Source organism: Psychrobacter sp. H8-1 (assembly GCF_904846575.1).
Taxonomy (GTDB): domain Bacteria; phylum Pseudomonadota; class Gammaproteobacteria; order Pseudomonadales; family Moraxellaceae; genus Psychrobacter; species Psychrobacter fulvigenes.
In genome coordinates this window covers 1,208,638-1,224,574 of sequence record NZ_CAJHBG010000001.1, presented here as the reverse complement: position 1 = coordinate 1,224,574, position 15,937 = coordinate 1,208,638, and the positions used below count along the sequence as shown (strand labels likewise).

General features: G+C 40.1%; 13 protein-coding genes. 6 read left to right on the top strand and 7 right to left on the bottom strand.

Annotated elements, in window-relative coordinates; all coding sequences use genetic code 11:
- The first annotated feature begins 46 nt into the window (after window positions 1-46).
- The 6 genes from JMY01_RS05145 to JMY01_RS05120 all read left to right on the top strand — a co-directional run bounded on the left by JMY01_RS05145 (window position 47) and on the right by JMY01_RS05120 (window position 5,386).
- A complete protein-coding gene (locus JMY01_RS05145; protein WP_201574584.1) occupies window positions 47-1,240 on the top strand; it encodes an integrase arm-type DNA-binding domain-containing protein in 1,194 nt (397 codons plus the stop codon).
- 10 nt (window positions 1,241-1,250) lie between these two features.
- Window positions 1,251-1,814 (top strand): hypothetical protein, encoded by a 564-nt coding sequence (locus tag JMY01_RS05140; RefSeq protein ID WP_201574583.1) that lies wholly within the window; start codon window positions 1,251-1,253, stop codon window positions 1,812-1,814.
- Window positions 1,783-2,178 carry a hypothetical protein gene (locus JMY01_RS05135; RefSeq protein WP_201574582.1) on the top strand — a complete coding sequence of 132 codons (396 nt, stop codon included), beginning with the start codon at window positions 1,783-1,785 and terminating at the stop codon, window positions 2,176-2,178. The genes JMY01_RS05140 and JMY01_RS05135 overlap by 32 nt, the downstream gene beginning before the upstream one ends.
- 131 nt (window positions 2,179-2,309) lie before the next feature.
- On the top strand, window positions 2,310-2,576 hold the full coding sequence (locus JMY01_RS05130) for an AlpA family transcriptional regulator (protein ID WP_201574580.1): 267 nt from the start codon (window positions 2,310-2,312) through the stop codon (window positions 2,574-2,576).
- A complete protein-coding gene (locus JMY01_RS05125; protein WP_201574579.1) occupies window positions 2,569-4,116 on the top strand; it encodes a DUF3987 domain-containing protein in 1,548 nt (515 codons plus the stop codon). Before JMY01_RS05130 ends, JMY01_RS05125 begins: the two co-directional genes overlap by 8 nt.
- 55 nt (window positions 4,117-4,171) lie before the next feature.
- On the top strand, window positions 4,172-5,386 hold the full coding sequence (locus JMY01_RS05120; RefSeq protein WP_201574578.1) for an IS256 family transposase: 1,215 nt from the start codon (window positions 4,172-4,174) through the stop codon (window positions 5,384-5,386).
- Window positions 5,387-6,275: 889 nt separating this feature from the next.
- Here the strand turns inward: JMY01_RS05120 and JMY01_RS05115 are convergent.
- The 7 genes from JMY01_RS05115 to JMY01_RS05085 all read right to left on the bottom strand — a co-directional run bounded on the left by JMY01_RS05115 (window position 6,276) and on the right by JMY01_RS05085 (window position 15,520).
- Window positions 6,276-9,434 carry a tyrosine-type recombinase/integrase gene (locus JMY01_RS05115; RefSeq protein WP_201574577.1) on the bottom strand — a complete coding sequence of 1,053 codons (3,159 nt, stop codon included), beginning with the start codon at window positions 9,432-9,434 and terminating at the stop codon, window positions 6,276-6,278.
- Entirely contained in the window at window positions 9,427-11,739 is a 2,313-nt protein-coding gene (locus JMY01_RS05110) for a hypothetical protein (protein WP_201574576.1), read from the bottom strand. Before JMY01_RS05110 ends, JMY01_RS05115 begins: the two co-directional genes overlap by 8 nt.
- Window positions 11,726-12,178, bottom strand: coding sequence for a hypothetical protein (locus JMY01_RS05105; RefSeq protein ID WP_201574575.1), 453 nt, complete (start codon window positions 12,176-12,178; stop codon window positions 11,726-11,728). Before JMY01_RS05105 ends, JMY01_RS05110 begins: the two co-directional genes overlap by 14 nt.
- A 354-nt stretch (window positions 12,179-12,532) precedes the next feature.
- Window positions 12,533-12,685, bottom strand: coding sequence for a helix-turn-helix domain-containing protein (locus tag JMY01_RS05100; protein WP_374220361.1), 153 nt, complete (start codon window positions 12,683-12,685; stop codon window positions 12,533-12,535).
- 343 nt (window positions 12,686-13,028) lie between these two features.
- Complete coding sequence (locus JMY01_RS05095; protein ID WP_201574571.1) at window positions 13,029-13,463, bottom strand: PD-(D/E)XK nuclease family protein; 435 nt, start codon at window positions 13,461-13,463, stop codon at window positions 13,029-13,031.
- Between the two features lie 51 nt (window positions 13,464-13,514).
- On the bottom strand, window positions 13,515-14,288 hold the full coding sequence (locus tag JMY01_RS05090) for a YafY family protein (RefSeq protein WP_227677684.1): 774 nt from the start codon (window positions 14,286-14,288) through the stop codon (window positions 13,515-13,517).
- 374 nt (window positions 14,289-14,662) lie between these two features.
- Entirely contained in the window at window positions 14,663-15,520 is an 858-nt protein-coding gene (locus JMY01_RS05085; RefSeq protein WP_201574569.1) for a PP2C family serine/threonine-protein phosphatase, read from the bottom strand.
- Window positions 15,521-15,937 lie beyond the last annotated feature (417 nt).

Below are 15,937 nucleotides of genomic sequence, written 5' to 3'. Positions count from 1 at the left end.
GGTATATTTGTTGGTATAGATTATACCAACGCGGAGATATACCAACATGCCATTAACTCATACTAGTATTAACAAACTAACTCCAAGTGGAAAATGCATCCCTAGCCGGCCTGATAAACACAGTGATGGTGACGGTCTGCAGCTGTGGGTAAGACATACTGGAAACAAGGTCTGGGTCAGCGCTTATCGCTGGCAAGGAAAGCAGCAGTCACTCACTTTAGGTAAATACCCAGTAATTACATTACAACAAGCACGCCAGCGTAACCTAGAAATAAAACAGTTAATTAGTGAAGGTATTAACCCGAAGGAAAAGAAAAAAGAAAAGCTCGCTGAGCAAGATGGTTCAAGACTTTTTGATAACATTGCCCAAGCGTGGTATGCAGACCGTAAAACCTTTTTAGCCACAAGTACGTTTAGTCGTAACTATTCAGCCTATCTACGTGACGTTAAGCCAGTTATCGGTCATAAGCTAATCGACGACATTACATCACCTGATATTTTAACAATTGGAAAAAACGTAGAAGCGCGCGGAGCTAATGAGATGGCACGGCGAATAATGGCAGAAGTTGGACAGATATTTAAGCATGCTATTCGTATAGGTGTGGGTACCTCAAACCCAGCAGCAGATTTATCAGCGGCCATTAAACCGCATAAAACTAAGAATCATAGTCGTATTACCTCGAAAGAGTTGCCAAGACTCTTACAAGATATTAATGACTACACTGGGCATATCACAGTCAAATTAGGCTTATGGTTTCTATGCTACACATTCGTACGTACCAATGAGCTTAGGTTCATGGAATGGTCAGAGATAGATTGGAACGATAAAATTTGGCGCATACCTGCAGACAAAATGAAGATGGATAGACCCCATATTGTGCCACTTGCGCCACAGGTTATAGAGATATTAGAGCAGATCAAAGAGCTAAATTTCTCAGAACAGTATGTGTTCTACAATCCCTCAACTCGAAAACCGTACAGCCAAAATGCATTTATTAATGCTCTTTATCAGATGGGTTATAAATATAAAATGACTGGTCACGGTTTCCGTGGGCTAGCGAGTACTACCCTACATGAACAAGGCTATATGCATGAGGCTATAGAGCTACAATTGGCTCATGAGCAGGAAAATAAAATTAGTAAAGCTTACAACGGCGCTCAGCATTTAGACTATCGTCGAGATATGATGAATGATTGGGCAAATTTTATTGAAAGTAAATTAAAAAAAGTTATTAGCTAAGGGTAGTAAAATGTTTGACAGCTCAAAAGAATACTACGATTTAGAAGAAGTTATAGAAGGTTTATCACAAATTTTAAATGAGCCTGTTACACCTTCTATGCTTTATGACTATATTCGTGTTAATAAATTGATTCCTTATGTTCTGTATTCAGGGGTAGTTTATGCAGCACAATCCAAAACTGTATTTTACGACAATAAACCTCCTGAAGTTGTTTTATTTAAGATGTCTGTTTCTTGTAAAGCCTACTTTAAAGCTTCGACTTATAATGTAGAGCTATTACCTCACGGTATTGCGCCAAAGATAGGATATAGTAGCCCTCTATATACTTTAGAAGATCTTTTAACATATAGAGATGAAAGTATGCAGGCACTCATATCATTAAAACCTGTTGGTTATCGTTTATTTAGTTTAGATAGTGAGATAAACGAAAACAGTAGATATGAATTAAAATGTGTTCTCAAATTTAAGTCTATCGATTTAATTCAATTTTCTAACGAAATTCGAACTTTATTAGAGTTTGACAACTTAATGATTCAGTTAAATGAAAATAAAAAAAACCATAAAAAGTCTTGAGAATGAAAACAGGTCACTCAAATCAAAGCTTGATAAGTACGATTCAGACAAAGTCACTACCCAATTATTACCAGTTGAAAAGAAAAATCTCATAACCAGTTTATTTAAAGGTACAGGTATAGCTATAGCTGATTATTTATGGAAAATGGACAAAAACAAAAAAATCAAAAAAAGTCAGATGGTTCAGCAGGTTAAATCAATATTATTCAATATAGATAGCCCTATGATTTCTAAAGATTTCGAAATCTCTAAAGATGACTCTATTAGTGAGTGGCTTAAAGATGTCGCTCCTGATTATGCTAAAAAAGGAGGTAGGCCTAAAAAAGACGATAATGAAGACATTACTTTGTGTATGAAAAAATAACCCCTATCTCATAAGTCGCCTTCCGATAACCCCCTTAATCATAGTGACTTGGGAGTTTTTTATTACCATCTAGAAACATATCATTCTATCCATACCGTGACATCCCGTCACGGCTCACATGGAGATATAGGATGAGTAATCAGAACCCGAATTATTCAGATAAAATTTCTAAAAACCCTCTTTTTTTACCACCTCAAGGCATGTCGCGAGCCCGCGATATCCTGCCACTTTTACCGTTCGGACGCACAACACTACACGAATGGTCTCAAGATGGCAGATTCCCTGCTAGTATTAGATTGTCGCCAACTATGGTTGCGTGGCGCAATAGCGACGTTCTAGAATGGCTGGAAAGTTATGGTAATCCTGTTCATAACGTACAGGAGAATGGCTGTGAATAAAATAAAAAATAAAAACGCTCATGTTAGTAGCATGAGCGTTACTGACCAAAATAAATTCACATGCGACTGTCAATCTAGTGATCATGTTAATAATAGCATAAAAAATGAGCAATGGCCTGATCCTGAATCACTAGCAAACGACCCTAGAAGCCCTACACACTACCCTATCAATGCATTCACGGGACTTCTAAAGGCAGTGATTGAGGGCGTGGCCTATTATGCACAGGTCCCACTTGCGATGGCAGGGCAGTGCGTTTTAGGGGCATTGGCACACATGGGACAGAAATTTATTGATGCACCGATGGGGCATGGTCACATGCCAGCCAGTTTAATATTAATCACTGAGAGCGAAAGCGGATCAGGCAAAACACAAGCAATGGGCTTAACGCATTTCAGTATCAATGAATTTGAGCGCCAGCAATATGAGCAGTATTTGCAAGATATAGACGTATGGGAGAGCGACAAAGCAGGCTTAAAGAGTAAAGAGCTTGCCGAATATCAAGACAATAACTCCTTTCCTAGCAACCCTAAGACTGTGTTTAAAGAAGCCACAATTGAGCCGATCCTTGATATGTTTATCAGTGGGCAGATCAGTAACGCATCGTGGACAACCGACGAGGCGGGGCAATTTTTTAATGGTCACACCATGACAGGAGACACGGCGGGCAATGCATTATCATCATTAACCACGCTGTATAGTGATGGCACTGTGTCCCGTGTGCGCTCGCAAAAGTCTGCATATGCCACGCCATGCACTGATGCGTACGATGTGAGAATGACCTTACTGCTACAAGGTCAGCGCGTGGTATTAGAACCGGCGTTAACCGATCCATTGATGAACGGACAGGGCTTTTTGGCACGGGCGCTTATTGCATGCCCTGATGATCTGCGCGGGCAGCGTGTTTGGAATGATCCACAGCGCCGTAGTGATAACCCTTATGACAATCCCACATTAATAGAATACTGGTCACGCTGTCATGCCTTACTTGATACCCTGCCCACCAATGAGCCAACAGACGCGCAAGGGCAGCCAAAGCGCGTTAAGATACACTGGCAGGACACACAAACCGAACAAACCTTTTATGAGCATATGCAGGCGATTGAGAACCGCCAAGCCCGCGGGCAAGCATTGGAATATTTAAAAGCGTATGCCTCACGAATGGCAGAAAATGCCAGCCGTATTGCCTCATTAATGGTGTTTTTTGATGAACGCACCACAATCACCACCGATGACATTTCCCGAGCTTTTATGTTGGTTGAATATTCCACAAGCGAGCGCTTGCGCTATCTTGATGCCACGCCACAAGGTGAGCAGAACGACAGTGAGAAACTAAGTAGCTGGCTGGTGAATAAGTCGAAAGATAAAAATACACATAAACTAAATAGGACTTATATTGCTAACCATGCACCTAATCCTATGCGTAAAAGTACAAAGTTGTTGCAGATTGAGTTAGACAAATTAGAGTCTGCTAAGCATATCAGGCAAGATATGGAGGGACGAAGCAAAATGATATTAATAAACCCTAAGTTATACGATTAGGGAGTTTCCTAAAAACTGTGTAACTGCTTATAATCCCCTAACAGGAGAATAAGCAATGACTACTCAATCTGACATTAAAAAACTGGCCGAGCAAATGGCTGGTAGCATGAACAGCTTTGATGACATCAAAGACTTCCAAAAGCAGCTCATGCAATCCTTTATCGACACTGCCCTTGAAGCTGAGATGGAAGACCATCTCGGCTATCCCAAGCATGAAAAGGCGGATAAACCTAATAAGCGTAACGGGCACACTAAAAAGACCGTCCGCAGTGACACAGGCGAGCTTGAAATCTCTACCCCAAGAGACCGTGATAGCAGCTTTGAGCCTGTACTCGTTAGTAAGCATCAAACCCGTATTAGTGGCCTTGATGACAAGATCATCTTCCTTTACGCCAAGGGTCAAACCACCACTGAGATCGTAGAGAGCATTAAAGAGCTCTACGATGTCGATATCTCCAGTAGCTTAGTTTCAAGAGTCACCGATAATATCTTAGACGACATCACCGCTTGGCAGAACCGGCCACTGAGCAGTGTTTATCCTATCGTCTATTTAGACTGCATCGTCGTCAAAGTACGTCAAGACAAGCAGATCATCAACAAAGCCATTTACTTAGCCCTAGGTGTTGCTCTTAACGGTAAAAAAGAGCTGCTTGGCATGTGGCTCTCAGAGAATGAAGGCGCTAAGTTCTGGCTGGGTGTTCTCACTGAACTACAAAACCGCGGCGTACAAGACATCTTAATCGCTTGTGTCGATGGTTTAAAGGGCTTCCCTGATGCCATCAATACCGTTTATCCCAACGCTCAGGTTCAGCTGTGTATCGTACACATGGTGCGCTATTCGATGAAGTTTGTACCTTGGACAAATAAAAAGGCAGTAGCGGCTGATCTAAAGGCTATCTACGGCGCTGATACGCTTGAGATAGCAGAGGCTAACCTTGAACACTTTGATGAGGTATGGGGCAAAGATTACCCGCACGTGGTCAAGTCTTGGCGCAATAACTGGGAGGGCTTAACGGTGTTCTTTGAGTATCCGAAAGACATCAGAAAAGTGATTTATACCACCAATGCGATAGAGTCGCTAAACAGTGTGATTCGGACGGCGGTGAATAAGCGTAAGGTGTTCCCATCTGATCAGGCAGCATTTAAAGTGGTGTACTTAGCAACTCAGCAGGCATCCAAAAAGTGGTCGATGCCGATTCGTAACTGGACGTCTGCTTTGAATCGCTTTATGATTATGTTTGATGACCGTATCAGTAAGCATTTAATCTAAATGGCAGTTACACAGAATCTGGGATGGTCTCTACGATTAATACTTGAGCTTAAGAAACCTTGCTTAAATTGCTTAAACAGCCTCTAGCCTTTATAGTTAGGGGCTGTTCATTAAGACTATCAAATCTCAAGCTTGCTTAAACTGCTTAAACTTACTTTAAAACTAATAAGCTTAAGATGAACTTAAGCAGTTTAAGTAATGTTAAGCAAACCTTATCTCAACCTTATCTCTTACCTATTATGCGTTACAGCCAATTTAAGCAGTTTAAGCGAATTTTCATAGGTATAAAACTATACTGACACTCATCGAAAACTCAAAGAACAAGAAAAGCAGAGCACCGGTGACGGATATCAAAACCAACCGCTTTGATGTAGCAGAATATTTAACAGACGAAACACTCATCAACGCCTACTTAGATGAACCCCAGTTCGTGATAAGTAACTCATTAAGCTGCTGTTAGTATTGATATTTCCTATTACTCTTGAAAACCAGCCAAGTCTTTGAAGGCAGGCTTCCCTATAAACCACTGTCAAAAGTGTGACTTTATAAGGTGAAATAATAATTATGCAAATAGTATCAATAACTTAAGCATTGACTTATCCCGAATTCAGGTTAGACGAGATTTTTATAGAAGGTGCATCTGGTGATTTCACTCAATCTCTTAACAACTTCGCAATATCATTGACGCTATGAGTTTACAAGTTACACTTAGTCCTAAAAGCCCAGCTTGATTTGTAGATACAGATCAATATCTATCAGTCTATATACAAAAAAGAGTATCTTTTTTGTATATATTGCCTCTAGCTCTCGTAGCCAGTAGCCTCTTGTTGTTAATACTGAATGTCTAACTGCACCAACATTGACTAAAATTAAGTAAATATTAAATATCCTACTGATTATTATTAATTTCAATTAACGCCTGCAATAGATGCCCCACAAACTTCAGCACCCCTGACGAGCCATAATAATCATCTGTCATCGCTAAATTTTTATCAGACCGCTTACGTTTTTTCTGTACTACCCGTACTTCATAACCATGAAAACTCTCACGAGCACCGATACGTATTGAGCTGTCCAGCCCTAGATCTTTTTTAATATCTCTTGCTGCTTGCTCACTATGTGTTCTAACTTGCCAATGACTGGCATCGATCAGCTGACAACCTACTGTCACGAACTGCTGTAGCATCTCAAGCTGGTTCTCTTTAATCCCAAAATGAATCGACGAGGTGTTTAAGTTTTGTTTAATAGAAAATATTTTTACAAAATTTTGAAGCTCATCCGGCTCCTCAATTGACATCTGATATGCCCGATCAAGCGCTCTGACTAAAACCTCTTGATTTTTATGTCCCGTTGGCGCACTCAAAAGCAATCTATTATCGACAAAAATCTGACTGGCTCTATCATAGATTTTCCTAGCTTCATGAATAGGAATGCCATGCCGAAGTGCGACCTCTGCCAACCGCCCTGCTCGTTTATCAGCGATTATTTTTTGTAGCTCTTCTAACAATGCAATAACATCATAAACTTTCGAATGAATGAATATAGACGGCTGAGTATCTACTGTGTCATTTGGTGTGTTTTGCTCATAATCTGTATTAGCTGGTGTGCTGTTATAAGAAAGTAGACACTCTTTGCTCGCAACTTTGTTGGTTAAATAGCCACGCATCTTATCAAGATGAACCTGTTTAGTGCTGGCATCATACGCTCTGCCATCTTGTCTATTCACCGTCTGATAACCAATACCTGTCACCATATCAAATACGGTTATAGGGATAACAAGCTTGACTTGACTCATTTGCCAGCCAGCCAATAGGTGCGCAGTATGAATGTAGTATTCAAACGTGGTGTCTGGCGTTAGATGCCCAGCAAAGCTAGCCAGCCCAAACCACATCCCTTTTTCTTTATTATTAGCAAGCACGGCGCTAGCGATAACGTCGCTAAGGGCTGTATCATAATCTGTCATCACCTGCGCAAGTGGTGAGCCGCTTAACACCAATGCCAGCTGACTAATCGCAGTATGCCGAAAGCTGTGAAAGGTAAAGTCATGGGTAATTAGCAATCGATCCCATATTATTTTCATCATATTACTGAAAAACACAGATGGTAATGGTTGATCGCCTGACCCTTGTGAGAATAAATAACGGCGCTTTAACCTTTTTTGTTGATAATAGAATGCGATGAACTGCTTTAACTCATCATCCTTGAAAAGACTATCTATCGGTATCACCCGTTTGGCACTACTGCTTTTGAGCCTACGATAGCGATTGGGTTTGAGGATTACTTTAGGTACTTCAATCACTTGACCATTGATAACACCTATATCTCTAATGTCTTTAACCTTAATACCAATGATCTCATTAATACGCATGCCAGTGCGATAAGCGAGTGTTAGTACAATCAAGCAAAGCCGCTTTTGATCAACCTCCAACTCTGATAACTGCACATACTCTTTCATCGCATGATAGACACGCGGAGACACTATATTCGCTTTAACGACTTGCCTACTACTCCCCCATGGAAAATAGACATAAGGGGCATCAAAGTGCATACGCTGGTAATCGTGAAATGCTTTTAGACGACCATAAGTAAATTTCTGGCTGTCTTTTAGGTGATTAAGATAGGAGATCGGTTCACCAGCATTATCATTATCTATACCACTAGAAATATCATCATCAAACTCTGATGACTTGCTCAGCACAGATACCCTGCGGCCATCTTTTACCTTACTTTGAATAATCTGCTCGTAAACTTCCTCAAAGTCACTACCCTCCCACTGATCAATGTCCTCATCCATCGTCAGCATCAGCCAGTCACGACCAATACAGCCCACATATTTACTGATGGTATTTAGTCTAATACTAGTGTCAGCAAGTAATGATAATACCCAGCTAAGCAAGCGTTGTGCATTAGGCTGGCTAGCATCTGTCTTTAATATTGAGATAGTGGAAGTAGCGGTTTTTCTAGTCAATTTGAGCGTATCTTGCAGCTCTTTGATTAGATTTTTACTAAAACTAGGATAGTTTATGGTACTACTTTGGCTATTCGTTTTTATCGATGATTGATAGCTGGCACTAAACAGCTCAGACCACTCGAGTGGCTTAGGGTTTTGATTGATAAGCTCTCGGTTATAATGGATTAGCTTATCCGCAGACAAACCAGTGGTTTTAATATCACCTTGCTTCACCACGGCTAGCGCCCCATCAATCAGGCTACTCTCTAGCTGTCGCCAGTAGTAGTTGGCATATTTGATGAGCAGTGAGTGCTGCGGGCGTTCGATATCTTTATTGGTAAGTTTAAGTGTTTTTGAGATATCGTTGATGATGGTATTAAATGGCTTTATCTTGGCAGTGTTTAACTCTTTATCCTTTAGAGCATATAAAAAACACAGGCTCATATCATCGGGAAAATAATCAACAAAACGGTGTAAGCATTCGCTGTCATCTACCGTAGCTCCATAATTATCATCACGCACTCTAAGCGGAATTACGGCTAACTGCTCTACCCTACTTTTTTCATCAGTCGCTGGCATGTTAATTTTATACATACGGCGCTCACCAAACAGCCAATCATAGAGCGCTTTTAACACATTAATATCATTAACACCGCCATATAGAATACTGCAATAGAACAAATCCTCAACCAAGTCATTAACTGAAAAACGCCGCTTTCGTTGCCAAACCTCCATCATTATCGCGCTACTGTCTGCTACAGCGCGTCCATTCACAAACCAGTCATAGTTAATGGTCAAGTGCTCACGAGTCGCCAGTATCGGTACCACAGGCTCATTAAGGTATATCTGATGAGCTTTATTATAATCACGAACAAACTCTAAAAACCCGCGACGCGCCAATTGGAAGTTTTGAGCGGTATCGAACTTCTCCTCTAGTAACTGGTTAATTGCTTCATAGTGATGCTGCAGCTCACAAGGCGGTTGCATAGGATTTTGATTGATATACTCTTTAATTAGGACTTTAGCATCACGCTTAACACTTTTTTTAGATTCTTCTCTATTCAGCTGTCGCAGTTTATGAGCGCTAATATTATCCATATAGACGAACCTCAATTTGTTTTAAGTGAAGATCTGTAGCAATCGCATCTACATGAGGACTGAGCTGGTGCAGCTGATTGATAGAGCTTGATGACATCGGGTGCATAAATTCTTGGTCAGGATGCTCGTGACCGTAAAGCGCGCAAATCAGATAGTCAGACACGCGCCCTGTGAACATAGACCTCAGCTGATGACGCAGCCAGTTATCCTGATGACTAAAAAAGTCTTGCAACTGGTAGCGAACTTGGCTTGGCGTAATGCTAGTAAAGCCCTTTGGGTTCTTTTTATAGAGCTGAATTAGAGGACGCTCAGATTGCAAGATGTCATTGATGGGATAAGGCGCTGCTGGACATAATGGATTATAGATGGCGGCAAATTGCTCAATATAAGTCATATAGTTTTGTATAGCAGTTATCAAAAACTTGCTAAGAGGAATGAGCCTGCCATCAGATTGGCCATGACGTTCTTCTTTATCGGATACCCATAATGTGCGCCGCTTAAAATCAAACTGATGTAGCAACCCTGGTGCGTGCCTGACTGGGCGGATACCCGTTTGGATCATAACAATATGCCATAGCCAAATACTATAACTATTACACTGCGCAATATAGCGATCCATGTGGGATTTTAGCTTGCCATTAAAGCTCTCGGCACTGACAGCCAGTTGATTAAGGAACTGCTGGCACATTGTGGTCTTTAGCGCCATATCACTACCAATGTGGTCTCTATGCCCGTTCATCGGTACGCTACACTCATCTATTAAAAGTGCTTTTTGCTCATCATTGCAGTATTCAGTTATCAGCTCTACTGCTTTTATATAGGTTTGCTCTAGCTCTACCGTTTTAGTACTAGTGTAATACAGCGCAGAGCTATGCCTTACATCAACGCCTGTGATCAGGTCAGCATGCAAGGGCTTATTAAGTTCGTTTTTGATAAGGATAAATAGCCCTGCTTCAATATACTGGGGACTCAGTGCTGGCAGGTTCAATATATCTTTAGCGTCAGAGATGGCGGCTTTAACAGTATCGGATGAAACGGTAGTTTTATCCTCAAGCATAATCTGTAAAGCTTCAGGAAGTGCGCGATAAAAGGTACCACCATAGCTTTGTCTGTGGGCAAGGAGATGACTTCGAGTATTGGTCGTCACATCAATCGTGATGGCAATGCAACTAATTTTACGGACCCGGTCATAAATAAAATACTGCCGTTGACTGAGACTGCATTGCCAATCAGCAATGATGCTATCAATACTAAGACCGCTTAGTATTGATAGCAGTAATACTGCATATCCAGTCTTATCTTCTGTATCTTCGCTAATAAAGCGTTGCCAAAGCGTAGCAAATAGCATTTGGTAGCCAGTAATACTCAACTGACGATGATTGGTTGGGAAGTGAAATTGATTACGGCGGGCGTGTTGATGGTTGTTTTTCAATCGCCATTGCTGTAGCTCAGAGGATTTAGCGATTTGTGTGGCGGGCTCAAAGTCATTGTCTAGCAATGGCACTTCGTCGTCATCGGCAATATTTTCAGCGATTGCCACGTTACTGTGCTTTTTTGATTGTTTCGTAACAAACACTATTCTTTGTAATGGCTCATTATCAGTATTGACCACTGTCTTGATGACCGCTTGAGCCGACTTTACGCGTTTAGTATCTTCAGTATAGGTTTTACCAATAAAAGCCTTATTATCAATCGCCACCTCATAAGCCAACCTAATTTGACCAATTTTGCTACCAAGATATTGGTTGGCTGTTTCACCTGTTGCCTCTTCCTGTTTGACGTTTGCTTCATATTGTCTGATATAAGGTAAACATGAGGACAAGTTATCGCACTGAGCATGAATGCTGATTAACTGGTCGAGAAGTCTACGTTGTGGATCAGTAGGTCTTAGCGCCATACGAACCCGTACGCTAAGCTTATCAATTTTGGCAAAGTGTTTGTTGTGGCGTACTGTGATCATAAATATCACTTTTAAGTAGCCGCTCATAAATCGCCAAGCATTATTATTGATATCAACTTCGCCATACACCTGATAAAAGACAATCAGCATATAGGTAACCGCCCACTCTACTGTTTTACCTTGCCGAATTATTTCTTTAATCACATCTTTACAGTCTATACCAGTAAAGCCTTTAAGATTGTCATACGGTGTCGAAAACACTAAACCAATATCATCATCTGGCACCAAGCTGATTATATGAGCCACAAGCGCATGCATTTGCATATAATGTGGCGAGTCTATAGGGATAAGCTTGTCTAATACTCGCCTAACAGTCACATCATCAAATAGTTTAGTTTGACTCATAAGAGGCATTCATCCAATTCATATTTTTGTGCAATCCCAGCAATGCCTGATCATCGGCCACTTTGCCCTGCTGATACTCATAAGCGCTTTGGTTGATACCAGCAAACTTGCAATAATTCTCTACCGTCAGGCGATCAATATTCATGAGTTCGCAAATAATGCTCTTTGGCGCATTGGTATTTAATGCCTTAAAAAACTCAGGATGGTAAATCCCTCTTGAGCAAGCCAGCTCGACAACCTCACTCCAAGCCAAGCGTTTAATGTCTTGCAAGCTTTCAGCCGCAACCAAGCAAGGCTGACGTAAACTGGTCTCTTCTGTGAGAATCTTATTGATTCGTCTAAACTCGTTAAAAAAATAGTAAGTCGAGTCTTTGCTAATGATTAAACGTAGAGGTGGTCGATAATAGTCATCCAAGCCACCTATATTTATACCTTTCATTCTTGGCCTAAATTGATGCCATATCAACAATGCCTTTTGCGCATCATGATGAATAAACAGATTAGATTTACTAAAATTTATAAACTTCTGAGTAGGCTTTAGGTGAATATTATTCATTTAAATTTCTTTAATAGTGAATTATATTAATTATGATATGTTATAACTTAACGATTGTAAACCCCTTAATATCGCTGTTATATCCTTATGTTTAGATAACTGACATGTTGATCTACAACCATTTTTTAGACGAAAAAAATACCCCTCAACCTATGATAAATAAAGGCTAAAGAGTATTTTAAATTTTAGTTGGGTGAGGAGGTTAACACCTTATATCAGTCGACCTTCCTATCAAGCTTAGTCTTCTTCATTCTCATCGGGAACATACTTTAAAACATCCCCTGGAGTGAATTCTAATACTTGGCACAACTTACTCAGGGTATCGAACTCTATTCGAGTTGTCTCATCGTTATAAATTCTATGAAGCGTTGATTTGCTGATGTCTGTCATTCTTACTAAATCTGCAACTCGCAATCTTCTTTCCGCTAAAAGCACTGGTAGATTACATGAAATCACAATAAAATCCTTATTGGTAAGTAAAAAAATACTTGCCAGTGACTACTTTTATGTTAAAATAATACTCGTTGGCAATAACTAAGTTTCTGTCAAAAACTATTTTATGCTGGCTAACGCTTTATTATGTCATATACCTATCTTGCTGCTCAATAGCTAGCTAATGACGATAGGTGCGACTGGTTTAATAGATATCATTATTAGATCTCTTGCAAAAGTACCACCCTATTGACTTCCACTCATAGAGTTGCAAGCGCTAGCGATGACTTATGCAAGAGGTCTAATAGTCAATTAATTGATTATGTTGATCTGCTGCATAGGGTTTATTCTCAATACAAATACCATAACTGTCATCACCAACCTGATATCTTAAATAAATATCCATTCGTCGCTGAGTACCACTCGCCAAAGTATGCTCTTCAAGCTTAACTTTAGTTTTATCTAAGTGTTCAATAAATGGCTGCCAATTAAGTTTCGAGTAAATAGTAGGTAAGCAATGCTCAACAAAGAGCTTTAAAAAGGTTTCTTGCTGAGCATGACTACCTTGTGGATCAAGCAAAGACGCTAAGATACGACTAAGCCCCAACTCATCGGTATTGATATAGTCAAAAGTATTAAAATCTGGTGAAAGCTGACGACTATAGAGTGCTTGCGCTGTCTCTAAAGCTTGGATTTTTTGACTCACTTCATTTATTAAGGTTTGGACTTCGCTCACAATTACGCTTCCTTATAATTTATTAATAGCTATTTAGTACATAGTATTTTACTAATGCTCATAAAGCTCTAGTCCACTCTTTAAACGCTCAAGAATCACTGTTTTAAGCTCATTTGGTTCTACCACCACTGCCAGCTGCGACATACTCACCAACCAATCTTGCAGACGAAGCGTATTAGCCACAGTAGCGCTGACTTGATTCCAAGTACTATCGATAACCGTAATCTGCTGACTTTGCGATAATGGACGCTCGAATAAGTGCTGACAGGCATATTTCTGTACCCTTAAAACCAGTTTGATCTGAACATTATCAGTAGGTTCTAACTTACCCAATTTATTCAAACGCTCTAATGAAAAAGCATTTCTCCCTACCCAATCAGGTACCACCTTATCTATAACTACTGCTTCAGTAATACGATTAACCGCAAAATTACGATGCGCTTTTAGCAGTACCTCATCATCGATATGATCATCAGTAGGATTAAACCCTGTGAGATAGATCATATTGTCAATAAAGATAAGCCCTTTAGCATAGATGACTCTCTCAGCAGAACTGCCATGCCATTTATTTTGATAGCTTATTTTAAGTTGAAGTCTATTTAGAAGAGCTTGGTGAATACCTGTAATCACATCATCATTAAGTTTCGGTGCTTGAACTATGCTCGGTAAGGTAATGAGATGATTTTGCCATTGTCCTAGCTTACTTTGATGGAAACCATCCTTATTGTGCCGACCTAATTGGGTGAGCTTATCTGTAATACTTTGCTTAAAAGAGGCTGGTAAGTAGTTTGCGGTATATTTATCAAGCATCTCCCAAAAGAACACCGTTTGCTCATTGATAATATCGATGCTAAAGCTCGGCTCAATATAAAACCGTGCTGTCTGTCCGCTAATATTCTGCCCCCATGCTGGACTCTCACTAATGCGTTACTATAAAAAATATCGTTAAAAATTTGGTTTAAGGCAATCAGATCATTCTCTAAGTTTTTACGTTCATTAGCGAAATTATCTGAATCATCACCATAACCAACCATAAGCTCTGTTAATGACATAGCATCAGTTCACTCCGAGGCAGACATTGATATAAAGCAAATAGACGTGTCGACTTTGTATAGCTTACGGTTGGGTGCGTGGGCATATCGGTTTCTCAGTTAAATCGTTCAATGGTAAGTTTATAGCTTCATTACTAAAACAATGGTTCAATCAAAACGAACCAAGATCGCGGTGCCATTATCATAAGCATTGCCATCTGAATCATAGACCTGATTTTTAAGAGTGATTAGCCACTCCTGTAAATCCATCTCCACACTGACAGCTTGCCATTCATGACTTGGTACTAAATCATGAATACCATCCGTACAAACCAAGAGACAATCGCCACTATTAACATCAATCTTTCGAGAGATGCTCTCTGGTGCTTCACTGCTGATATAACTGTCATCAGTGGTTAAGGCAAAGCTTTCGGTAATACTATATAGACTACCCGCCATCCCTTCTAGGTTATAGTCTGAAAACTCTGCGTAGCGACCTTGTTCTTGCGCCTGCTGATCAATGAGTTCATTTAGCAGATTATGATCGCGAGTCAGGCATTGCCATTGTGCCGCGCCTTTGGGCAGCCAATAAACACGACTATCACCTACATGCGTTATTGTTACTTTTATTATTCCATCACTATTTAACTCTCCAACCACCATTGCGAGGGTTGCCGCGGCACCATGACGCTTAGATGAATGCTTGGTTTGATTAACCAGCTGATGAATAGCATCGGCCGTTGGCTTTGTATTATTACTCCACAACCGGCTAATTGCTTTTACCACCGCCTTTGAGCAATGCTGTGAATGATTGGAGCTGGCAACACCGTCAGAGACTGCTAAACAAAAAGGAAGCTCGACTAATGTCACTGCCATCACGCCTAAGTCTTCTTGATACCAATTATCCAAAAAGAAAAAAGCGTCTTGTTGCAGATTATTACTAGCGTTACCTTTGAAGGTTATTGCACAAGCTTGTGCTAATTCTCCAATAGAAGGGTCATACTCATTACTCAAAGCAGCTATCATATTAATTCGCTCATTACTTGTGACTATTACGTAAGTATAATGAACTACTTAATAAATTATTTTCTAGGTTATGTACTATTCTAAATTCAATTGTTCGTTTCAATAATTATGATTAATTGTTAGGCGGGTTATTTTACAAGGCCTATGGATGTATATTATATAGAACAAATCATATACCGACTTTTGTCAGTATATAAAAATTGGTCGAACTCTACTGCTTAGGTGTTAATATCATCATTTTTTGGGGTGTGCTATTATTAGCCTCAATAGAATAAAGAACTGTATGTTTAGCATAACCTAGCAAAGAAAAGTACTGCTAAGTCAAATCAGAAATGACTTAGCAGCGCTTTTAAGGTTTTACGAAATACTCAGGTGGTATGTGTGATATTGGGGTTTGAAGAAGCTATGGCTGATTTA

Coding starts and splice junctions, on each gene's coding strand:
- JMY01_RS05100 (WP_374220361.1), bottom strand. CDS start 12,685: ATGACAGACATCAGCAAATCAACGCTTCATAGAATTTATAACGATGAG.
- JMY01_RS05110 (WP_201574576.1), bottom strand. CDS start 11,739: ATGAGTCAAACTAAACTATTTGATGATGTGACTGTTAGGCGAGTATTA.
- JMY01_RS05085 (WP_201574569.1), bottom strand. CDS start 15,520: ATGATAGCTGCTTTGAGTAATGAGTATGACCCTTCTATTGGAGAATTA.
- JMY01_RS05135 (WP_201574582.1), top strand. CDS start 1,783: ATGAAAATAAAAAAAACCATAAAAAGTCTTGAGAATGAAAACAGGTCA.
- JMY01_RS05105 (WP_201574575.1), bottom strand. CDS start 12,178: ATGAAAGGTATAAATATAGGTGGCTTGGATGACTATTATCGACCACCT.
- JMY01_RS05115 (WP_201574577.1), bottom strand. CDS start 9,434: ATGGATAATATTAGCGCTCATAAACTGCGACAGCTGAATAGAGAAGAA.
- JMY01_RS05120 (WP_201574578.1), top strand. CDS start 4,172: ATGACTACTCAATCTGACATTAAAAAACTGGCCGAGCAAATGGCTGGT.
- JMY01_RS05145 (WP_201574584.1), top strand. CDS start 47: ATGCCATTAACTCATACTAGTATTAACAAACTAACTCCAAGTGGAAAA.
- JMY01_RS05140 (WP_201574583.1), top strand. CDS start 1,251: ATGTTTGACAGCTCAAAAGAATACTACGATTTAGAAGAAGTTATAGAA.
- JMY01_RS05130 (WP_201574580.1), top strand. CDS start 2,310: ATGAGTAATCAGAACCCGAATTATTCAGATAAAATTTCTAAAAACCCT.